Source organism: Rhodococcus sp. YH3-3, assembly GCF_001653035.1.
Taxonomy (GTDB): Bacteria; Actinomycetota; Actinomycetes; order Mycobacteriales; family Mycobacteriaceae; genus Rhodococcus_F; species Rhodococcus_F qingshengii.
Genome location: NZ_BCWH01000001.1, coordinates 2,449,732 through 2,471,320, shown reverse-complemented (window position 1 = coordinate 2,471,320; position 21,589 = coordinate 2,449,732). Strand labels below are relative to the sequence as shown.

The following is a 21,589-nucleotide window of genomic DNA, read 5'->3' as shown; positions in this document are numbered from 1 at the left end:
ACCGCAAGTATCAGGAACGGAAGAAAGTCCTGCACAACGAACTGTGGCCCCGGTTCACGAAGAACCGGGGCCACAGAAAGGTACAAACTACGCGCGGACTGTCAGCCCGACCTTCTGGAACTCCTTGAGATCGGAGTATCCGGCCTTCGCCATCGACCGACGGAGACCACCGACGAAGTTCAGCGAACCGTACGGATCGTCCGAAGGGCCGCTCAGAACCTGGTCCAGACTCGGACGCTCACCATAGGAAACCGGAAGAAGTGCTCCACGCGGAACCGAAGGATGAGCCGCAGCGGACGGCCAGTACCAGCCACCACCCGGCGCCTCGGCGGACACGGCCAGCGGCGTGCCCAGAACGGCAGCGTCGGCACCGCAGGCGATGGCCTTCGCCAAATCACCCGAAGTTGCGATGTCACCGTCGGCGATGACGTGGACGTAGCGTCCACCCGTCTCGTCGAGGTAGTCGCGCCTGGCTGCTGCAGCATCGGCAATGGCCGTGGCCATCGGAACGCCGATGCCCAGGACCTCACCGGTGGTGGTTGCGCCCTCGGTAGACCCGTACCCGACGATGACACCGGCAGCGCCGGTACGCATCAGGTGCAGCGCGGTGCGGTGGTCACTGACCCCACCCGCGACAACCGGAACGTCGAGTTCCGAGATGAACGTCTTGAGGTTGAGCGGTTCCTGCTCGGTGTGCACGACGTGCTCGGCCGAGATGATCGTGCCGTGGACGACCAGGAGGTCGATGCCCGCCTTGATCAGCTCCGGCGTCAGTGCGCGCGCATTCTGCGGGCTGACGCGAACGGCAGTGGTGACCCCCGAATCACGGACCTGCGCCACCGCAGCTGCCAGAAGACCGGCCTGCAGCGGAGCCGCGTGCAGCTCCTGCAGGTAGCGGATGGCCGCGTCGACGCCACCGTCCTTCTCGGCGATCTCGACGAGACGCCGGAGCTTCTCCTCGACATCGGGGTGACGGCCCCACAGGCCTTCACCGTTGATGACACCGAGGCCGCCGCGCTTACCCAACTCGATCGCGAAAGTCGGCGAGACCAACGCGTCGGTGGGATGTGCGAGGACAGGAATGTCGAACCTGTAAGCGTCGAGCTGCCAAGCAGTCGACACCTCCTTCGACGAACGAGTTCGCCGGGAGGGAACGATGTTCACATCGTCCAACTCGTAGGTACGTCGGGCCGTTCGACCCATGCCGATCTCAACGAGGTCGCGCACGCGCGCCCCTTTCTCGTGTACTGGTTGCTAACGAGCGGTGTAGTTGGGTGCTTCGACAGTCATCGTGATGTCGTGCGGATGGCTTTCCTTCAAACCGGCCGCCGTGATCTGGACGAACTGAGCGTTCTGCAGGTGCTCGATCGTCGCCGACCCCGTGTATCCCATGGCAGCGCGCAGACCACCGGTGAGCTGGTGCGTCACCTGCGAGAGCGGGCCACGGAACGGAACACGTCCTTCGATGCCTTCCGGAACCAACTTGTCCTCGGAAAGTACGTCGTCCTGGAAGTACCGGTCCTTGGAGTACGACTTGGCCTCGCCACGCGACTGCATCGCGCCGAGCGAACCCATTCCGCGGTAGCTCTTGAACTGCTTGCCGCCGACCAGAATCAGTTCGCCGGGCGATTCAGCGGTACCGGCCAGGAGTGAACCCAGCATGGCCGTCGACGCACCTGCGGCAAGAGCCTTCGCAATGTCACCGGAGAACTGGAGTCCACCGTCTGCGATGACGGGCACACCGAGAGGCTTGCACGCGGCAACCGCTTCCAGGATGGCCGTGACCTGAGGGGCACCGACACCGGCGATGACGCGGGTGGTGCAGATGGAACCAGGGCCGACTCCGACCTTGACGGCGTCGACGCCGGCTTCGACCAGTGCCAGAGCACCCGCGCGCGTAGCGACGTTGCCACCGATGATCTGAACCCGCTCGCCCAGTTCACGCTTGAGCTTGGCGATCATGTCGAGAACGTTGGACGAATGCCCGTGCGCACTGTCCACCACGAGTACGTCCACACCGGCATCGGTGAGCGCCATCGCGCGCTGGAAGGCGTCATCGCCGGCACCGACTGCAGCGCCGACGAGCAGTCGACCGTCACGGTCCTTGGTGGCGTCGGGATGCTGCTCGGTCTTGACGAAGTCCTTGACCGTGATCAGACCGGTGAGCTTGCCGTTGCCGTCGACGATCGGCAGCTTCTCGATCTTGTGCCGACGAAGAAGACCCAGTGCCACGTCAGCGGTGACGCCTTCCTGAGCGGTGATCAGGGGCATCTTGGTCATGATCTCCGCGACCGGGCGGTTCTGGTCGACCTCGAAACGCATGTCCCGGTTGGTGACGATGCCAACCAGCTGGCCGGCGTCGTCGGTGACAGGCAGACCCGAGATGCGGAAACGAGCGCACTTCGCATCGACCTCACCCATCGTGTCGGTCGGCTTACACGTGACGGGATCGGTCACCATGCCGGCCTCGGAACGCTTGACCGTCTCGACCTGTCCTGCCTGGACCTCAACCGACGAGTTGCGGTGCAGAACACCCATGCCGCCGGCGCGTGCCATCGCAATTGCCATGCGCGACTCGGTGACGGTGTCCATCGCAGAACTGACCAACGGAATCCGCAGACGGATGTCGCGGGTCAGTTGACTGGACGTGTCGACCTGGCTCGGGATGACGTCGGACGCAGCAGGCAACAGCAGCACGTCGTCGTATGTCAGTCCCAGCATCGCGACCTTGTTGGGGTCGTCTCCTCCGGTGTGTACATGTCCTGCAGAACTACTCATGCGGTCAGGACCCTCCATGGACCTAGATTCGCCCAGGGCGACCGCTGTAGCAGCCGCCTCGAAACGGATTACGAAAGCTGGATATCGGATAGAAGGCGCCTGCACGGAAAGAAATTCCTGGCACCTTTTCCCGGCGTTGCACACCATGGTATCGGCTCACTCAAAGGTCCGAACCATCCCACCCACGCTGCGTGTACGCGTAACAAGTGGCGCTGACCCCCCTGACCTGCGTACCGTGGTGCTGTGCGTGATCAACTGCCCCCCGGTCTGCCGCCAGATCCCTTCGCCGGCGACCCAGCTGACCCCTCCGCGGCTCTCGATGCCATCGAGCCGGGTCAACCACTCGACCCCCACGAACGCCAAGCGGTCGAGGAGGATCTCGCTGACCTCGCTGTTTACGAGGCACTCCTCGCTCACCGCGGTATCCGCGGTCTCGTAGTCTGCTGCGAGGACTGCCAACAGGATCACTACCACGACTGGGACATGCTGCGCGCAAACCTGCTGCAGCTGCTCGTGGACGGAACCGTCCGCCCTCACGAGCCTGCCTACGACCCGATGCCTGAGGCATATGTCACGTGGGACTACTGCCGTGGATACGCCGACGCGTCGATGAACGAGGCGATGCACGGCGACGGTTTCGACAGCTGAGCGAAACCTCACCCAAGCTCATACGAAAGTGGCCGACAAGCAATTGCTTGTCGGCCACTTTCGTATGAATTCAGATCGGAACGATGCCGATCAGAGCGGGTCTCAGGGCGGCGGTGACGAGAAATCACCGGACGGCGACGAGGCAGGCGCCAGAGACGTCGTCGTCGTGGTGGTGGTCGTTGTCGTCGTGGTTGTCGTCGGCAACGAGGTCGGAGGCGTCGAGGAAACCGACGTCGGCGGCAACTGCAGCTGCACTCCCGGATCTGGTTTGGTCGAACTTGTCGGTTCGCCAGGTCCCTGAGGATTGAACGGTTTGACCGAGGAGCCCGGAATTGCCGTGATCGAAGTGGTCGGGCCGGCCGGCTGACCACTCGTCGGCGGCGGCGCTACGGGTGACGTGGTCTCCTGGACCTGCGTCATCAACTTGCCCCAACGCTCGACGAGGTCGTTCTTGTCCTGCGAGTCCTTGACTGCATCGGCACGGTGAGCTGCGTTGTCCAGCACCATCTTTGCCGCAGGAATGTCTCCGGCAGCCAACAGCCGCTCGGCCTTTTCCAGCTCGGAAGTCGTGTCGATCTTCGCAACTGTCGAGTTGGCCTCGTCGGCGAAGACGACCTGCTTGACGCCCCACAGGGCATCGCCGGGCTGGGCGTCGTACGCCATCGCCGTGGCGCCACCGAAGACCACTGCTGCAACTGCTGCAGCGGCGGCGATCGGACGAACCACACGCAATCGAGAACGGGAACGTGAACGCTGACGATCGGAGAAGCCGGACGGCGTCGCTGTGATTGCAGCGATGACATCGTCCAACAACGGACCCTCGGGCATCGGAGTCGCAACGACATCGTCACGCCATTGCGAGAGGATCAACGCAAGTTCGTACTGTTCGGTGCTATCGGTTGCTACCGGCCCACCATTCGAAATGGATTCGATCAGCGCATCGTCACGCCGAACCGCAGCCAAATCCACTGGCGTACCGTCGTCGGCGAGATCACCGAGATTCGAAGCGTCATGCCCCTCGTCTCTAGCCAAAGCTCTCACCTGCTTTCGTCACTTCTTTTTTCAGTTTCGCGATCGCTCTGTGCTGAGCGACTCGTACAGCTCCGGCGGTACTACCGACGGCGACGGCCGTTTCCTCGGCCGACATCCCGACCACCAGGCGAAGTATCAAGATTTCTCGATGCTTCTCCGGAAGTGTGCCGAGAAGTTCGTGCATCTGTCTGCTGGACTCCGAATCGAGAGCTCGCTGTTCGGGACCATCATCCAGTGCTATTACATCCGGTACTTCGGAAACGGGCTCCGACTTGTTACGGGCGGAGCTTCGATGTGCGTCCGCAACCTTGTGCGCGGCAATTCCGTACACAAAGGCCATGAACGGGCGTCCCTGGTCCTGATATCGCGGCAGCGCGGTCATCACGGCCAGACAGACTTCCTGTGCGACGTCGTCAGCGGACAGGTGTCCTCTCTCGGCCGCACCCACTCGACCGCGGCAGTAGCGCACCACCATCGGTCGGATGTTCTCCAGAACCAAAGCTAGAGCTGTACGGTCGCCCTGCGCAGCAGCGGCGACCGCGGTGTCCAACTCATCGCTCGTATTTGTCATCGTCAGCGAAAATCCTGGCGTTACAGTGGCACCTCCCGAGCGGGTGTGCTCCCGCTCTCAGCGGAACCCTCTAAGAGTAACCATCCGGACCGACTGGTCTCCGCATACCTGCCCAGCAGTCGCGATATCGATACAGCTCCTTCTGGAATGTTCTCCGGAGACTTCGGTGGAGTGGTTACGACAAAGGTAGGAGTGATCCACCACGCATCGCAATCAGATCGCCGATCTCCCGGGCACTCGGTGAGGTTCTCTCACCGCTGACACCTTCGATCAACAGAGACGACGCCCAGGCCAGGGGCAGCAGGCCGTATTGCCGGCACCGCGCGAACACATCTGCTGCCATCTTCACGGCTGCGCTCGCGTCTGTTCCGGTCAGCGCGGCGCTACGCAGCAGATCCGACTTCACGCGGTGCCGCACAGACTCCGATTCCGCTGACAATTCGACGGCGCGTTCTGCGTGTCTGCGGGCACGAGCGAAGTCGCCTCCCGCCAACGCCAATTCTGCGGAGACCCATTCGATCCGAATTTCCTGCCGCCACAGCCCGCCCTCGGCATCCAGACGCGCCCGACATTGCGCCAGCAGGCGCCAGCCGAGCGGGAGCCTGCCACAGCCGAGGGCGTCTGCGGCCAGACCGGTCAGAGCGTCACAGGCAGCCTCTGGATCACCTGGCAGGCCGCCGACGATCGCCAGTGCGCGCCCGTCCCACGTGGACGCGAGTGCATGGCGTCCGCTCTGGCGAAGAAACGACGCCCTCGTGCTGGCAGACAGAGAGGCAAGAACTCGATCCGAGTGCGTCGAGAACCCGGCCGTGAGCCGATCGAGGACATCCAATGCAGCCCGCGCTCTTGCGTAGTGGCCCTGACCACCCAGCACTACTGCCGTTGTCCACCAATCTCGGGTAGAGCAAGGCGTCGGGAGGCGGACGAGATCCGGATCCGCACCGAACGCGGCAGACTCGAGGGACCCTGGAAGTGCAGTTGTTTCGTTGGGCACAGGTGATTGAGGGCGCGCAGGTGTCGACACAGGTTGATCATCGCAGCAGCACGAGCAGACATTCGCACGACCGGCGTCACACCAACGATGCCAAAAGTCGCACGAAACACGAAAAGGCAAGTTTGTCGGAGTTAATCAGATATTCAACTGAGATTTGCCAAATGTACTCGTAATGATATTTAACGGGCATATATCCGTGACGTTAACTGCGCATTACTTATTGGACGGATGTCCTAGTTGAAACTTGGGCACTAAGTCCCGAAATGGAGTGCAACCCCGCCCACGAAATATCGGACAAATGACGCAAACCGAGCCGAATGACTGAGTGATTTCGCCGGGCGATCAGCCTCGAACATATCCCTGATCTGTGGGTTTCGCATCTCGAGCAGCCAGGCTTGCCGGCCGCCACCTCGATCGACCCAATTTCGACATCGGCGCAGAACAACGCACGAGGGGCCCGAAATGTAAATATATACTTCGTTAACTCTCGCATTTCGATATATGCCGATCGCCACTGAACGAGCCTATTGACGCGATTTACTCAGCACCCTTACGGTTAGCAAGCGTGAACGATTCAGAAGGCCCGGATAACCTCCGGGCAACTTGGTCCGCTCGTTGATCAACGCGAGCTTGCAGTAAGGAGTCAACATGCCTGCACCGAATCACCTTCCAGGCCCCAACGCAGACATCTGGGACTGGCAGATGCACGGTCTGTGCCGCGGAGTCGACTCCTCCATGTTCTTCCATCCCGATGGCGAACGCGGTAGAGCACGTGCCCAGCGCGAAACCCGCGCAAAAGAGATGTGCCGTCAGTGCCCGGTCCTGATGCAGTGCCGCAGCCACGCGCTGACCGTCGCCGAGCCGTACGGCATCTGGGGAGGAATGTCGGAAACCGAACGTGAACTACACGCGCGCCACCGTCGCACCACCCGCATAGCTTCCTGATACACGTAGGTAGAGCGCACTAGGCCCCCGAGAGTTTTCGGGGGCTTTTGCGTGTGGACGGGACACCGTCGAAAATGCGTGTGGACGGGACACTGTCGAAAAGAATTTCCGACACGACCCATCCGACCGACGCCCGCCTCCGAATGCCTTCTGACAGTGCACCTCAGCACATCCCTTCAGGAAGGCAGACCCATGAACACCTCTACTCGAGTTCTGGCAGTCACCGCAGCAGCCTCTTTCGCCGTCTTCGGCGTGGTCGGTTGCTCCTCGGACGACAACGATTCGTCGACCGACACGTCCAGCGCCGCCATGACGTCTTCTGCCATGGGATCGAGCATGTCTCCCAGCAGCGCGATGGCGGAGCCTGCTTCTGATCTGGTCGGTGCAGGTTGTGCCGACTATGCAGCTGCAGTGCCGAGCGGCGCCGGATCGGTCAGCGGAATGGCCCAGGATCCGGTTGCCACAGCGGCGTCCAACAATCCGTTGCTCACCACCTTGACCGCGGCGGTCTCCGGCCAGCTCAACCCGGACGTCAACCTGGTCGACACTCTCAACGGTGGCGAGTTCACCGTCTTCGCACCGATCGACTCGGCATTCGCCAAGATCGACCCCGCCACGATCGACAGCCTCAAGACGGACAGCGCCACGCTGACCAAGATCCTCACCTACCACGTGGTTCCCGGCCAGATCGCCCCTGACGCGATCGACGGAACTCACCCCACCGCCGAGGGCGGAACGGTTACCGTCACCGGATCCGGTGACAACATCAAGGTCAACGACGCAACTGTCGTCTGCGGTGGAGTCAAGACCGCAAACGCCACCGTCTACCTCATCGATTCGGTGCTGATGCCGCAGTAGTCCCCACCTGCTGTGCGCCTTTATCAACCCCCAGCGGTTAATAAAGGCGCACAGCGGCCAACGGCGGGCCAAGAGAAAAGAACCGGACATGCACGCTACGGTTGTACGCGATGAAGCGAGACAACTCTTCGTGAGCGAGCCAGACCATGCGTCGGATGCGGCCGACGCATGCCCGACGGACAATTCTGCGGCCCGCACCGCGCGAATCGCGGAATCACGCGAGCTGGCAGTGATCCTCGCGAACGTCGCCGGTGGCGACCAGAGCGCCTTCGCCGAGTTCTACGACCGAACCAGCTCCCGTGTGTACGGCATGGTTCTTCGTGTACTCCGTGATCCAGGCTTCTCAGAGGAAGCGGTCCAAGAGGTCTACCTCCAAGCTTGGAAATCAGCCGACAGCTTCGACCCCGCCAAGGGGTCCGCGCTCTCCTGGCTCCTGACACTTGCCCACCGGCGCGCAGTGGATCGCGTGCGCTCCGAACAGTCGAGTTCGGATCGACAGGCTCTCTACGACACCACCAATGCCACTCCCGAATTCGACGTCGTCAGCGACGAAGTGACACGAAGAGACGAGCATCGTGCTGTCACCGACTGTCTCGAAACGCTGACGGACACTCAGCGCCAATCGGTGACTCTCGCCTATTACGGCGGCCGAACGTACCGCGAGGTGGCCGAAGATCTCGGCGTGGCGATTCCCACGATCAAGTCGCGAATTCGCGACGGACTACTGCGCCTACGTGGATGTTTGGGGGTGATGTGAGATGGACGAAGAGCTGATCGACTACGCGTACGCCTACGCGATCGATGCGTTGGACCTCGACGAGCGCCGTGAGGTCGACAAACGACTTGCCGCTTCGGACTCCGCGACCCGCGCCGAATTCGACGCCCAGGTCCGGCTCACCGCCGAAACCATGGCCGCGATGACCGTCGTCGACGCCGTCGAGCCCCCGCCGTCGCTGCGCAGAAGCGTCCTCGCCTCGATCGCAGAACAGACCGCGGCTCCCAACGCCCCGGTTTCGCTGGCCGAGCGTCGTAACCGTCGACGCCCGTGGACCATGGCTCTTGCGGCGGCCGCCGCAGTCGCAATCCTGGTCGGCGGCATCGGAATCGGACGCACGCTGTCCGACAACACGCCGCCGCAGAACGCCGCGTCCGAAATCATGGCAGCACCCGACGTTCATGCCACGACGCGTGACATCCCGGGCGGCGGTAGTGCCACGACGCTGTTCTCGCCCTCCGAAGACGCCGCAGTCCTCGTGATGAACGATGTGACTCCCCCGAGTCCGGATACCGTCTACCAGATGTGGCTGGTGCCGGGCGACACCGACGACACCACGATGATCCCGATGGGGACGATGGCTCCGGGCGACGTCAAACCCACTACTCAGGTGGTGCTCGACGGCATCGGTCCGAATACGAAGTTGGCGTTCACTGTCGAACCGCCCGGCGGATCGCAGCAGCCGACGAGCGAGCCGTTCGCAACGATCCCGCTCATCTGATCGCCAGACGAAAAAAGATCCCCCACCGGAATCCGGTGGGGGATCTCTTCTTTGTGGAAACTACGAGCAGCGAGTCAGTGGCTGTGACCGTGTCCGGTGTCGGCAACTTCCTCGGTCGGCTTCTCGACGACGGCGCTCTCGGTCGTGAGGATCATGCGCGCGACGGAAGCGGCGTTGACCACTGCCGAGCGAGTGACCTTGACCGGGTCGACGACGCCGTCGGCAAGCAGGTTGCCGTAGGTGAGGGTGGCAGCGTTGAAGCCTTCGCCCTTGGTCATCTCGGCGACCTTGCTGACAACGACGGAACCGTCGATGCCTGCGTTGCTGGAGATCCAGAACAACGGGGCGTTGAGGGCTTCGCGGACCACGGCAACGCCGGTGGCCTCGTCACCCGTCAAGCCGAGGTTCCCGATCAGAGCCGTACCGGCTTGAACGAGAGCCGATCCGCCACCGGGGACGATGCCCTCGGAAACTGCTGCCTTGGCTGCGTTGACCGCATCCTCGACGCGGAACTTGCGTTCCTTCAGATCGGTTTCGGTGGCTGCGCCGACCTTGATGACGGCCACGCCGCCGGACAGCTTCGCCAGACGCTCTTCGAGCTTCTCGCGGTCCCAATCCGAATCGGTGTTCTCGATCTCGCGACGCAGCTGCGCAACGCGGGTCGCGATGTCGTCAGCGGTGCCTGCACCGTCGACGATGACCGTCTCGTCCTTGGTGACGACAACGCGGCGAGCGCTGCCGAGCAGCTCGAGGCCGGCTTCCTTGAGCGAGAGGCCGACGTCGGTGTTGATGACGGTGCCTGCCGTGACGACTGCGAGATCGTCGAGGAATGCCTTGCGACGATCACCGAAGAACGGCGCCTTGACGGCGACGGCCTTGATGGTCTTGCGGATGGAGTTGACCACGAGGGTGGAGAGAACTTCACCCTCGACGTCCTCGGCGATGATCAAGAGCGGCTTGCCGGATTCGGCAACCTTCTCGAGCAGCGGAAGGAAGTCGGGAAGTGAGCTGATCTTCTCGCGGAAGAGCAGGATCAGCGCGTCTTCGTAGACGGCCTTCTGCGCATCGATGTCGGTGACGAAGTAGGGCGAGAGGTAGCCCTTGTCGAACTGAACACCTTCGGTGACAACGAGTTCGGTTGCAACGGTGGAGGATTCCTCGACCGTCACGACGCCGTCGGTTCCGACACGGGTGAGTGCCTCGCCGACGAGCTTGCCGATCTCTTCGTCACGCGAGGAGACGGTGGCGACCTGAGCGATCGACTTCTCGCCCTCGACGGGGGTGGCTGCGGCGAGCAGTTCCTCGACGACCTTGTCGGCTGCGGCGTTGATGCCGACGCCGAGAGCCATCGGGTTCGCGCCCGCTGCGATGTTCTTGAGTCCGCCGCGGACGATGGCCTGGGCCAGAACGGTCGCGGTGGTGGTGCCGTCGCCGGCAACATCGTTGGTCTTGGTGGCGACGCTCTTGACGAGCTGTGCGCCGAGGTTCTCGAAGGGATCTTCGAGCTCGATCTCACGGGCGATGCTCACACCGTCGTTGGTGACGGTGGGGCCGCCGAATGCCTTGGCGAGCACGACGTGGCGTCCACGCGGGCCCAAGGTCACCTTGACGGCGTCGGCAAGCTTGTCGACTCCGGCTTCGAGAGCGCGGCGTGCGGTCTCGTTGAACGCAATTTGCTTGGACATCTGTTCTGTCAGCTCCTGAATCTTCGGGGCGTGAACGCATTCCGCCCCGGGATCCTGTGTGGACTCCGGGGCGGATCACGTGTGTCTTACTTGGAGACGACAGCCAGCACGTCGCGTGCCGACAGGATCAGGTATTCCTGGCCGGCGTACTTGATCTCGGTTCCGCCGTACTTGGAGTAGATGACCGTGTCACCCTCCTTGACGTCGACCGGGATGCGGTTGCCCTGCTCGTTGACGCGGCCTTCGCCGACTGCAACGACGGTGCCCTCCTGGGGCTTTTCCTTGGCTGTGTCAGGAATGACCAGGCCGGAAGCCGTCGTCGTTTCAGCCTCGTTGGCCTGGACGAGGATCTTGTCCTCGAGCGGCTTGATGTTGACGCTCGCCACGATGAGCCCTCCACTTTGGGGTATGTGCGTCCGAGGCGATCCTCGGACAGCTGTTTGGGTATGCCGTTTACGGCGCGTCACTGCAGTCCCGTCGTCGCGGGTGCCGGAACTCGATCAGCGCCAATTGGCACTCTATACGTGAGAGTGCCAACCCTCAAGGACTGGGCGCATTTTTCTCTTCGTCCAGAGCGAAACAGGACAGCCGTCCACCACGTTCACCTATTGTTCACTTCGTGACGAACATCAATCGCCGTAGTTTTCTGACCTTCGCCGGACTCGGCGCCGTCGGCGCGGTCAGCCTTGGCAAGCCGTGGGGCCTGCAATATGCAGGCGCGTCGACCATTCCGACGTCAGGTCCTGGCACCACTCTCGAGTCCGTGTCCACCCCCGTCAGCAGCAGCGGCTACACCAAGCTCACCGCCGGACCCGGTTGGGCGAACATCGTGCGCAGCGAGTTGGCCGAGCCGAAGTCGGGACGCGAGGACCGACGCACCGCACTCGCCTCACTCGTGCAGCTGACCGACGTCCACATCGTCGACGCCCAGTCCCCCATGCGATTCGAGTACGTCCACCAGATCACCGGCTCGGCGTTCCGCCCCCAGGAGACCCTGACGGCGCACGGGCTGATTTCACTTGTCCGCCGGGTCAATTCGATCGGCAGTGGCCCGCACACGTCGCGCCCCTTCGATGCCGTCGTCACCACCGGCGACAACACGGACAACAAGGAATTCGCCGAACTCGACTGGTTCCTCACCTCACTCAACGGCGGAACCGTCGTCGCCAACACCGGTGCCAAGGACCGCTACGAGGGTGTACAGAACTCGGGTGCCGATCTCTACTGGAACCCCGAGTCACCGATGCTCGACATGTACAAGAAGGCCGGATTCCCGGAGATCCCCGATTTCTTCGGTGCCGCTTTCACGCCCGTGTCGAGCCCCGGCCTGAACACCCCTTGGTACTGCGTGTTCGGCAACCACGACGATTCGGTGTCCGGCACGGTGCCCAGCGGCATCCCGCCGCTCGAAGCGATGTACACGGGATCTCTCAAATTCGAGGTGCCTGGTTCACCGGAGCAGGCCAAGCAGATCGACGTCGCCACCAAGTTCGATCCCAGTGCGATACCCGGAATCCTGTCCGCCTTCACGACGCCGCCGCGCCAGGTCACCCCCGACCCGTCGCGCGCGCCGTTCACACCGCGACAGTTCATCGCCGCACATCTTGATCCCGCGCACACCGGTCCCGGCCCCGTCGGACACGGTTTCGCCCCCGACGCCGGCGAAACCGGTATCGGTTACTACTCGTTCGAGATCGCACCGGGCGTCGTCGGCATCAGCATGGACTCCACCAACCGCGCGGGCCTCGTCGACGGTTCGCTGGGCGCCGCTCAGTTCCAGTGGATCGAGAACACCCTGCGCGCCGGCAGCAGCACCTACTACGACGCCGCGGGCTCTCGCGTCACCGAGTCGCGAGGTGACACGTATTTCGTGCTGTTCAGTCACCACACGAGCGACACGATGGACAATCTCATTCCCGACCCCGAGAACGTCCTCGAGCCACGCCTGCGCGGTTCACAGCTTCTCGACTTGCTGCATCGTTTCCCGAACGTACTTGCCTGGGTCAACGGACACACCCACGAGAACAAGATCACCCCGTGGCCCGGCGCGACCCCCGAGCAGGGCTTCTGGGAGATCAACACCGCCTCGCACATCGACTACCCGCAACTCGGACGCATCATCGAGATCGCGGACAACCATGACGGAACGGTGTCGTTGCTTGCGACGCTCTTCGAGGCGGAGAGTCCCAATTCCGTCGACTACAGCGACAAGTCGGCAGCCGGGCTCGCCTCGCTGTACCGCGAACTGTCGTTCAACGACATCCACCGCGACCCGAAGCTGACGGGTACCGGCGTCGACCAGAACGTCGAATTGTTGGTCCACACCGGACGATGACTCCGATTGCCGCAGTGTCCTAGGTGATTTCAGGTCCGCTCGAAGGCGAGCGGTGCGCTTTCGCCCACGACACTGCGGCAACGACGAATCGAACGCCGAATCCGATCAACACCAGATTGCAGACGATCTGAAGGCTCACGAGCCCCCGGGCAAGGTCCGTCTGCGCGGCGATGTCACCGAATCCGACTGTCGAGAAGACGGACAACGAAAAGTACAGCGCCGCCATACGCGACAGCGGTTCGGTGAAACTGCCAGGGCTTGCATGCTCGACCGAAAAATAGGTGATGGACACCAACAACAAGTACGTCGGCATCACCACCGCCACAGCTTCGACCGCCTGCAGAGATGGCACATCGGAACGCAGAATTCGCCACACCTGCCAGGTGGTCACGGCAAGTACCGCGGCGCCTCCACCGATCAAGAGGAAGATTGCACTGGCGGTATGTACATCGATCCACGGCAGAAAGAAATACGCGCATCCGAAGGCGATCACCGTCAGCGTGGGTCGAAGCACTGCACCACGGATCAGCGCGCGTCGTCGTTCCCGGTCGATGTGGGGAGAATCGCCTTTTTTCCGCATGAATCAATGATCGACAATTTCGCAGGTAAAACCACCCTTTCGGTCCGAAAAGGACGTCACGGAGACGAAAAGCACTGAGCAATCCTCACGAACCTTCTGTAACGTTCATATAACGGCGGTCGATTGAACATTGACCGGTATTGACTGTGAGGAGGTGTGCGATGAGTTGTTCACTGGGAATTTCCACTGGATCTTCCGGTGTCTATTCAGCACTCGTCGACACCGATACCAGCACAAACGCGCCAGGCGCCGTGCCTGCCGAGACTCGCTTCGTCTCGGCGGATCAGGCCAATTCCAACGTCGGCGACCTTGTCAGAGCATCCATCAAGCTGATGACGACGCAGGTAACGGACGGATCTGAAGCGCCGCGCTCGATCGGTGTCAGCTATCGCACGGACGATCAACTCGCGAGCATCAGGTCATCTCTTTCGCGCTCGCCGAAGCAGGTCCGTGCAATCCCCGAGCCTGCCGCCGTACACGCGTATCTCGCCGAGACAGGGAAAACCGAGCGGTACGACACGACAGCTCAGGTGGACGTCGGTGATCAAGGTCTGACGGTGTCCGTCGTCGACCACACCGGTGAAGTTCTGCACTCCGACCGTATCGACGCCCTCGCAGGGGCCGGAATCGACCGGGCATTGGTCGACTTCGTGACGGAGAAGGCGCCAGGGCACTTGCGCCGGTACACCGACGCGGAACTTCTTGCCGCCCGGTGCCATGTCGCCAAAGAGCAACTGTCCACGTCCACCAAGGTGACCATCGACCTTCCGATCGACGCGATGGCGATCACGCGCGACGAGTTCGAGGCCATCATCGCCCCGGATATCGAGCGCGCCGTCACCTTCATCCGTGAAGTCGTGAAGGGCTCACCGCGGCCCGTCGGTGCCGTTGTACTCATCGGCGGTGGCGCACATATTCCGGCCGTGCGGTCCGCCGTCGCCGCTGCCGTCGACGTCCCCATGGTCGAGATCGTCGAGCCCGAGACTGCGGCAACCAAAGGTGCTGCACTCCTGGCAGATTCGATCACCGCAATTCGTTTCCCGCTGCTGGGCTCCGGAAGTGACCAGCGCTCCGGATCCACCGCCAAGGTCTCGGGAGCGTTGATCGGTGCGCTCGTGGTCGGCGGACTGGTACTCGGTTACGGCGCAAAGGAATTGGTGCCGACCGACGACACCGCGGTCTCGCCCGTCGGAACCGGGTCGACCACGACGACGGTGAGCCCCGAAGCGACACCGAGCACCGGATCGACGATCATTCCGTCTCATGATCCTCTGCCTTCGGTAGCCGGCAGCACGTATCCTCGGTACGGGTATCCCACCACCCCGTTCGACTCGCAGCCTTACGACACGCACTCGTACACAACGCATCAGTACACACTTCCGCCTGCGCCGATCCCGGACACCTCGACGACAACCACGCCGCCGACCACGACAACGACCACTCCGAATTGGCCGACCATTCCCGGAATCACGCTGCCCGATCCACCGGCGTGGTGGCCGACGCTACCGGACACCGAGGCGACGCCCCCGGTCGATCCGACCGAGGCAAACCCCGGCGGCGGTCTCGGCCCGGGTGAGAGCGGCGGCGAGAACCCGACGACGCCGGAGACTCCTGGATCCGGTTCCACCGAAACCGAAATCACTACCCCTGGTGGCGGTGATCCGACGACGAAGCCCGGTGAACCGAATACCTCGATGCCCGAAAACGGTCCCGCGACCACACCGGATCGGGAACCGGCCCCGGTCGGCTGATTCTCAGTCGGCCGATTTTCAGTGCATCAACTGGCTGACGGAGACCGACAGACCCGGGTCCGTCGCAACACTCAATTCCGAAGGGCCTGCGCCGTTTCCGATCAGGTGAGCGGCCAACGATGCGATCATCACGCCGTTGTCCGTGCACAGTCGAGGTTTCGGAATGCGCAACGTGATGCCCGCTTCGGCGCAGCGCTGCTCGGCGAGTGAGCGGATACGCGAATTGGCCGTGGCGCCGCCGCCGAGAACCAACGTGTCGACCCCGACGTCCTTGGCTGCACGCACTGCCTTCATCGTCAGGACGTCTGCAACCGCTTCCTGGAACGAGGCAGCGATGTCCGGGATCGAAAAGGTCTCGCCTGCGCGCTCTTTCGATTCGACATAGCGCGCGACGGACGTCTTGAGTCCCGAGAACGAGAAGTCGTGCCGCGAATCGCGCGGCCCCGTCATGCCGCGAGGGAAGGCGATTGCGTTCCGATCTCCCTCTTGCGCAGCAGCATCGAGTGCCGGTCCACCGGGAAAGCCGAGTCCGAGCAGTCTGGCCACCTTGTCGAAGGCCTCACCGGCGGCGTCGTCGACAGTCGTGCCCAGTTCGACAATGGGCTTTCCCAGATCTTCGACGTGAAGCAGGTGTGTGTGACCGCCGGAGACCAACAATGCGACGCACGAGGGCAACGGACCGTGCTCGAGAGTGTCCACCGAGACGTGACCGCCGAGATGATTGACCGCATAGAACGGGATGTTCCATGCTGCCGCATAGGCTTTCGCTGCGGCTACACCGACCAGCAGCGCGCCGGCCAGGCCGGGTCCGATGGTGACGGCCAGCGCGTCGGGCTTCTCGATACCGGCGGCAGCAAGGGCACGGCGCATCGTCGGCACGATCGCCTCGAGGTGAGCCCGCGAGGCCACTTCGGGAACCACTCCCCCGTACCTGGCGTGCTGATCCACGCTCGATGCCACCTCGTCGGCCAACAATTCGCAGGTTCCGTCACCGTTCCAGCGGACGATACCGACACCTGTTTCGTCGCAAGAACTTTCGACACCCATGACGATCATGCTTGCTGCTCCTCAATTTCGCGGACACCGAGCACGGCAGGCCGTCTCATCGTGTACGCATCTGCCCCACTGGGCTGGTAGTACTTCTTTCGTGTTCCGACGATCTCGAATCCTTCGCGCCGGTACAGCGCGATGGCAGGTTCGTTGTCGGTGCGCACTTCCAGGAACACCGGGCACTGCCGTGAATCCGCCAGAGTCAGAAGCGCATCGAGCAACGCGCCGCCGATTCCGAGTCGCTGAGCCGAGGGATCTGTACCGATGGTGTGAACCTCGGCCTCCATGTTCGGCGACGCCCCCAACAATGCGACTCCGGCGTAGCCGAGGACGTGACCGTCAGGCTCCCGGGCAACGAAGTAATGATTATGTGCGCCTGCAAGTTCCGAGACGAACGCTTGTGCGCTCCAGGGTCCGTCGCCCGCGAACAACGCGCGCTCCAACTCCGCGCACCGTTCGGTGTCATCGACGTTCATCGGCTCGATGCTGTACTTCATCTGCTCTGCCTCACTTGCCGCGTTCTGCAAGGGTCTTCGCGTCCGGGCGTCGGAGGTACAGCGGCTCCAGCGGGGCCGGAACCGAACCGGCCAGGATCTCGCGAGCAGCGACTGTCACCAACCCGGCCGGTGAAGGTGTCTCCGCCGGGTCGACGGGTAGATCGAAGAAGTCCACGTGCGAAGCGGATCCGGCAATCAGCGTCGAAGGCGAAGGATCGACGTCGCCGGCGGAATTCACAGCCGGTCCTTCGACGCGCACTCCGCCGTCATAGCGCGCCCAGTAAATCTCGCGACGCCTCGCGTCAGTCACGACGAGCAGGCTCTGTGTGGTCGGTACCGCAGCCGCGATCGCATCGAGACTGCACACGCCATACACGGGAACACCGAGTGCGTCACCGAAGGCAGCGCCCGTCGCCATGCCGACACGCAGTCCGGTGTACGGCCCTGGCCCGACACCCACGACGACGGCGTTCAAGTCGGCCGGTGTGAGCCCTGCCTCGGCGAGGCATTCGAGGACGTGAGGGGTCAAGACCTCGGCGTGCGCACGAGGATTGACCGTGACACGCACGGCAAGCGTCTCCACTGTGTCCGGTGCCACTGGGTCCGGCGACGAAGCCGACAGGGAGACGACTCCGGCAGTGACTGCCGGAGTGGAGGTGTCAATTGCGAGAACAAGCACGATTTCTCAGGGTACCCGCACGTGAAGAACTACTTCCGGCCCGGGAGGGTCACGACGTCTGTGACACGAAACGCCGTTTCACGACGTCTGTGACACCAAACTCCCTTTCACGACGTCCAGGACCAACTCGCAGTCCGCACATCCGATTCGGGTTCCCGATGAAGCTGCACTCGCAGGTGCCGTTCGACGAGCCTTTCCACGACGTCACCACCCCATTCGACCACCACCACTGCATCGGTGAGGTCGGTGTCGAGGTCGAGGGCATCGAGTTCGTCGAGCGCATGCGGTCCGCTGTCTCCCAGCCGGTATGCGTCGACGTGGATCATGCCGACGGGAACTCCGCCGCCGGGGCGGGTGCCCGGACGATGCTCACGAGCGATGACGAACGTCGGGGACGTCACCCGGCCCTGCACCCCGAGCCCGGCGCCGATTCCGCGCGTCAACGCGGTCTTGCCTGCCCCGAGTGGACCGTCCAGCACCACCAGGTCGCCGGCAACAAGTCCCGCCGCCAAGCGTCGGCCGAAAGCCTCGGTATCCTCGGCCGTTTCCAACGTGATCTGTCCGGACACGGGAAGTCCCGTGGAGTTCTCAGCCGACATCGGACCGCTCTTCTACCTGCGCTCGCTGCACCAACTTGTCGATTGCGTCCGTCACGATCGCCGGGAACTCGAGCTGCACCAGATGGCCGGCCCCGTGAACTCGCACGAGTTCGGATTCGGGGAGATCGGCAGCGAGACGCTTGGAGCTGATGAACGGAATCATCATGTCTTGATCGCCGCAGATCACGACTGCCGGTGTGTGCGCGAGGACCTCGAGAGAAGCGGACTCGTCGTGCAGTTCCAACGTCCGCAGGAAATTGACGATGGTCACAACCGAGGTGCGGTCGAGCATGCCGTCCGAGAGTTCATGCAGCCGTGGGCTGACATCGGTGCCGTACGAGGCCGCACGCAGGATCGGCGTGATCAATACTCGCGCAGCGCCCCGGGCATGCTGAACTACTCCTGGTGAGGTGCGCACTGCCAACCGGAATCCGTCGATGATCGGATTCTGCAGATTGCGGGTCAGGCCGGTCTCCGCCAGGCCTGCCGCCGTCGTCGCGACCAGCCCCACGCCGATGACTCGGCCCTCGAACCATTCGGGTCGCTGACCGGCGAGCGCGAGTACCGTCATGCCGCCCATCGAGTGACCGACCAGAACTATCGGACCCTTGGGTACCTTGGCCTCGACGACGGTCGCGAGGTCGCGGCCGAGCTGAGAAACCGTACAACTCTTCGAACGCGGCATGCCCGAGTCTCCGTGTCCGCGCTGGTCGTAGAACACCATGCGAACCTTGTTGCCCCATCGCTCTTCGAGCTGGCGGCGCTGGAAATGCCAGGACAGCGCACTCAGGCAGTATCCGTGCACGAAAACGACTGTCAGCGGAGCGTCGTCCGGTCCCACTTCGCGAACTGCCAGCTCGACACCGTCCTCGGTGCGCACCGTGCTCTTGCGGTCGCGCGTCATGAGGTCGAAGTCCTCGTCCGCGTAGATTTCCCGGCCCGGACGCGTCGCGGTCTTGAATGCGTTCACGCCGGCCATCGAGCCGAGCGCCGCGGCGCTGAGCAGGCCACCGAGAATGCTCATCTTTCCTGCAGTCTTCATGACGTCTCTCCCCCGATGTACGTACGCACAGTGCGTCCACGTATCCCGGTCACGACCTCGTAGTGAATGGTGTCGAGTACGTCGGCCCAGGCCTGCGCGTTGGGTTCGCCGTGATCGCCGTTGCCGAAGAAGATCGCGGTGTCGCCTTCGCGAACTCCGTCACCGTCCGGACCCAGGTCCACCAATACCTGGTCCATGCAGATTCGCCCGACAGCCTGGCGACGCTTACCGCCCAACTGCACTTCGAACTTGCCACTCAGTGAGCGAGACAAACCGTCGGCGTAGCCGACGGGAAGCAGCGCAAGAGTGGTGTCGTGCGGTGCGACCCACTGATGCCCGTAGGAGACGCCCTCTCCGGCGGCTACCTTCTTCACCAGAATCACCTTCGCTCGCAGCGTCATCGCCGGTCGTAAACCGAAATCTCCGAGTTCGGGCACCGGAGACAATCCATATATCGCGATTCCGGGCCGAACCATGTCAAACCGCAGGTCAGGACGGGTGACTGTAGCAGCGGAGTTGGAAAGATGAACGACTTCGGGGTCGAATCCGCGAGCGCGGACGTCGGCAACCGCGTCGATCAAACGCTGCTTCTGCATGTCGATGACGTCGTGATGCGGTTCGTCCGAGTGCGCGAGGTGAGAGAACACTCCGCGCAGCCTGATCGTGCCCTCGTCCCGCGCAGTGGCGAGGTCGTCGAGCATCTGCGGCCACTCGGTTCTCGATACGCCGTTGCGATTGAGACCGGTGTCCACCTTGAGCGTCACCATCGCCTTTTGTCCCAGAACCCGTGCCGCGTCGACGACAGCGGCCAGGTGTCGCGGGGAGGACACGCCGATCTCGACGTCCGATCGGATCGCCGAGGCGAAATCGGCGTCGACGCCGTGCAGCCAGGCAAGAACGGGAGCGGTGATGCCTGCCTCGCGAAGGACCAGTGCCTCCGCGATGGTGGTGACGCCGAGTTCCCGGGCTCCCGCCGAGAGCGCCGTCCGCGCCACCGCAACTGCGCCGTGGTTGTATCCGTCCGCCTTGATGACCGCCATCAACGCTGCATCCCCGGCAAATTCACGCAGAACACGCACGTTGTGCGCGATCGCGTCCAGATCGACGACTGCCTCCGTCTGCGGCCCTACTGCGTCGTCGAGTCGGCTCGCCTTCCCCTCCGCAGGCTCCTTCGGTGCTCTTCCCTGGGCAAGCGTCATGGCGACAATCCTGCCACCCACGCAGAATCGGACACGTGTTCGGGTTTGAACACCCTCAATCGAGGGCAAAAGAGCGAAGCACACGCACTGATTCCCGCAGACCTCCCAGCAGGGGTGAAGCCGAAATCGGTGCTCCGGCGACATCGCTCTGACCGCCGGCAGCGGCGATGTTCGCAGCCAACGCGTGAGCCCGCGCCCCGACGGCCCCGGCTTCGAGAGGGCTCAGACCCGCCGCCAGCAACGCTCCGATCACACCGGAGAGGATGTCACCCGAACCTGCCGTCGATGCCCAGGAGCCGCCGGCGTCGTTGACCAGCACCTCACCGCCGGGATCCGAGATCACCGTCGTATGGCCCTTCAGCAGGACCGTGACTCCGAGGCGTGCGGCAAGAGCACGCGTGGCCGCGATCCTGTCGTCGCCAAGAGTTGTGAATCGAGCGAACTCGCCGGCGTGGGGCGTCAACAGTGTCGGCGCGGTCCGGGCTGCGACAAGTTCGGGACGCTGAGCGAGGAGGGTTAGTCCGTCCGCATCGACAACAACGGGTACATCAGTAGCCAGCACCGACGCCAGAAGTCGCGCGGCGTCGTCGTCGGTACCCATACCGGGGCCGACCACCCACGCCTGAACTCGCCCGGCGGCTTGGAAGGTCTCACTCGCAATCACCTCCGGGAACCGGGCGAGCACCTCGGTGGCGCCGTGCCCGGCGTAGCGGACCAGGCCGGCGGTCGCGGTCACCGCGGCACCGGTACAGAGCACGCCCGCGCCGGGATACTGCTCACTTCCCGCAACGATGCCCACCACACCCTGCGAATACTTGTCGTCCTCCGGACCGGGCACCGGCCACAGCGC

22 protein-coding genes are annotated in these 21,589 nt (G+C 63.2%); 7 read left to right on the top strand and 15 right to left on the bottom strand.

Going from position 1 to position 21,589, the window contains the following annotated elements; genetic code table 11:
• Window positions 1–87 precede the first annotated feature (87 nt).
• Together YH3_RS11515 and guaB are read right to left on the bottom strand one after the other, a co-directional pair.
• Window positions 88–1,227, bottom strand: a complete 1,140-nt coding sequence (locus YH3_RS11515) for a GuaB3 family IMP dehydrogenase-related protein (RefSeq protein WP_003940976.1) — start codon at window positions 1,225–1,227, stop codon at window positions 88–90.
• 27 nt (window positions 1,228–1,254) lie between these two features.
• On the bottom strand, window positions 1,255–2,778 hold the full coding sequence (gene guaB / locus YH3_RS11510) for an IMP dehydrogenase (RefSeq protein ID WP_003940903.1): 1,524 nt from the start codon (window positions 2,776–2,778) through the stop codon (window positions 1,255–1,257).
• A 243-nt stretch (window positions 2,779–3,021) separates the two neighbouring features.
• Between guaB and YH3_RS11505 the strand changes: the two genes are divergently transcribed.
• Entirely contained in the window at window positions 3,022–3,426 is a 405-nt protein-coding gene (locus tag YH3_RS11505; protein ID WP_003940777.1) for a DUF5319 domain-containing protein, read from the top strand.
• A gap of 102 nt (window positions 3,427–3,528) precedes the next feature.
• Here the strand turns inward: YH3_RS11505 and YH3_RS11500 are convergent, their stop codons facing one another.
• From YH3_RS11500 to YH3_RS11490, 3 genes are all read right to left on the bottom strand, one after another.
• A complete protein-coding gene (locus YH3_RS11500) occupies window positions 3,529–4,467 on the bottom strand; it encodes an anti-sigma-D factor RsdA (RefSeq protein WP_238592556.1) in 939 nt (312 codons plus the stop codon).
• Window positions 4,451–5,029 carry a sigma-70 family RNA polymerase sigma factor gene (locus YH3_RS11495; protein WP_003940953.1) on the bottom strand — a complete coding sequence of 193 codons (579 nt, stop codon included), beginning with the start codon at window positions 5,027–5,029 and terminating at the stop codon, window positions 4,451–4,453. Before YH3_RS11495 ends, YH3_RS11500 begins: the two co-directional genes overlap by 17 nt.
• Window positions 5,030–5,204: 175 nt before the next feature.
• On the bottom strand, window positions 5,205–5,903 hold the full coding sequence (locus YH3_RS11490) for a hypothetical protein (RefSeq protein ID WP_003940892.1): 699 nt from the start codon (window positions 5,901–5,903) through the stop codon (window positions 5,205–5,207).
• A gap of 768 nt (window positions 5,904–6,671) precedes the next feature.
• On the opposite strand from YH3_RS11490, the gene YH3_RS11485 reads away from it, so the two are divergent.
• The 4 genes from YH3_RS11485 (at window position 6,672) to YH3_RS11470 (ending at window position 9,322) form a co-directional block, all read left to right on the top strand.
• Window positions 6,672–6,968 (top strand): WhiB family transcriptional regulator, encoded by a 297-nt coding sequence (locus tag YH3_RS11485; RefSeq protein WP_003940939.1) that lies wholly within the window; start codon window positions 6,672–6,674, stop codon window positions 6,966–6,968.
• A gap of 192 nt (window positions 6,969–7,160) precedes the next feature.
• A complete protein-coding gene (locus YH3_RS11480) occupies window positions 7,161–7,826 on the top strand; it encodes a fasciclin domain-containing protein (protein WP_007728616.1) in 666 nt (221 codons plus the stop codon).
• Window positions 7,827–7,914: 88 nt separating this feature from the next.
• Entirely contained in the window at window positions 7,915–8,583 is a 669-nt protein-coding gene (locus YH3_RS11475; RefSeq protein WP_007728615.1) for a sigma-70 family RNA polymerase sigma factor, read from the top strand.
• Between the two features lies 1 nt (window position 8,584).
• On the top strand, window positions 8,585–9,322 hold the full coding sequence (locus YH3_RS11470) for an anti-sigma factor domain-containing protein (RefSeq protein WP_064443365.1): 738 nt from the start codon (window positions 8,585–8,587) through the stop codon (window positions 9,320–9,322).
• Window positions 9,323–9,396: 74 nt separating this feature from the next.
• Here the strand turns inward: YH3_RS11470 and groL are convergent, their stop codons facing one another.
• Complete coding sequence (gene groL, locus YH3_RS11465; RefSeq protein ID WP_003940715.1) at window positions 9,397–11,007, bottom strand: chaperonin GroEL; 1,611 nt, start codon at window positions 11,005–11,007, stop codon at window positions 9,397–9,399.
• 86 nt (window positions 11,008–11,093) lie between these two features.
• Entirely contained in the window at window positions 11,094–11,393 is a 300-nt protein-coding gene (gene groES / locus YH3_RS11460) for a co-chaperone GroES (RefSeq protein ID WP_003940763.1), read from the bottom strand.
• A 233-nt stretch (window positions 11,394–11,626) separates the two neighbouring features.
• On the opposite strand from groES, the gene YH3_RS11455 reads away from it, so the two are divergent.
• Window positions 11,627–13,342, top strand: a complete 1,716-nt coding sequence (locus YH3_RS11455; protein ID WP_007728613.1) for a TIGR03767 family metallophosphoesterase — start codon at window positions 11,627–11,629, stop codon at window positions 13,340–13,342.
• A gap of 19 nt (window positions 13,343–13,361) precedes the next feature.
• Here the strand turns inward: YH3_RS11455 and YH3_RS11450 are convergent, their stop codons facing one another.
• Window positions 13,362–13,922 carry a potassium channel family protein gene (locus YH3_RS11450; protein WP_007728612.1) on the bottom strand — a complete coding sequence of 187 codons (561 nt, stop codon included), beginning with the start codon at window positions 13,920–13,922 and terminating at the stop codon, window positions 13,362–13,364.
• A gap of 161 nt (window positions 13,923–14,083) precedes the next feature.
• Between YH3_RS11450 and YH3_RS11445 the strand changes: the two genes are divergently transcribed.
• Complete coding sequence (locus YH3_RS11445) at window positions 14,084–15,673, top strand: Hsp70 family protein (RefSeq protein WP_042922496.1); 1,590 nt, start codon at window positions 14,084–14,086, stop codon at window positions 15,671–15,673.
• A gap of 18 nt (window positions 15,674–15,691) precedes the next feature.
• Here the strand turns inward: YH3_RS11445 and tsaD are convergent, their stop codons facing one another.
• The 7 genes from tsaD to YH3_RS36660 all read right to left on the bottom strand — a co-directional run.
• On the bottom strand, window positions 15,692–16,729 hold the full coding sequence (tsaD, locus tag YH3_RS11440) for a tRNA (adenosine(37)-N6)-threonylcarbamoyltransferase complex transferase subunit TsaD (protein ID WP_007728610.1): 1,038 nt from the start codon (window positions 16,727–16,729) through the stop codon (window positions 15,692–15,694).
• Window positions 16,726–17,220, bottom strand: coding sequence for a ribosomal protein S18-alanine N-acetyltransferase (gene rimI, locus YH3_RS11435; protein WP_050655860.1), 495 nt, complete (start codon window positions 17,218–17,220; stop codon window positions 16,726–16,728). Before rimI ends, tsaD begins: the two co-directional genes overlap by 4 nt.
• A 10-nt stretch (window positions 17,221–17,230) precedes the next feature.
• Window positions 17,231–17,899 (bottom strand): tRNA (adenosine(37)-N6)-threonylcarbamoyltransferase complex dimerization subunit type 1 TsaB, encoded by a 669-nt coding sequence (gene tsaB / locus YH3_RS11430; RefSeq protein WP_064443364.1) that lies wholly within the window; start codon window positions 17,897–17,899, stop codon window positions 17,231–17,233.
• A gap of 107 nt (window positions 17,900–18,006) precedes the next feature.
• Window positions 18,007–18,498, bottom strand: a complete 492-nt coding sequence (gene tsaE, locus YH3_RS11425; RefSeq protein ID WP_003940673.1) for a tRNA (adenosine(37)-N6)-threonylcarbamoyltransferase complex ATPase subunit type 1 TsaE — start codon at window positions 18,496–18,498, stop codon at window positions 18,007–18,009.
• Complete coding sequence (locus YH3_RS11420; RefSeq protein WP_007728607.1) at window positions 18,488–19,540, bottom strand: alpha/beta fold hydrolase; 1,053 nt, start codon at window positions 19,538–19,540, stop codon at window positions 18,488–18,490. The genes tsaE and YH3_RS11420 overlap by 11 nt, the downstream gene beginning before the upstream one ends.
• Complete coding sequence (alr, locus tag YH3_RS11415; RefSeq protein ID WP_007728606.1) at window positions 19,537–20,739, bottom strand: alanine racemase; 1,203 nt, start codon at window positions 20,737–20,739, stop codon at window positions 19,537–19,539. The genes YH3_RS11420 and alr overlap by 4 nt, the downstream gene beginning before the upstream one ends.
• Before the next feature lie 55 nt (window positions 20,740–20,794).
• Window positions 20,795–21,589: NAD(P)H-hydrate dehydratase (locus YH3_RS36660; protein WP_238592555.1), on the bottom strand; the 795-nt coding region annotated here is incomplete at its 5' end.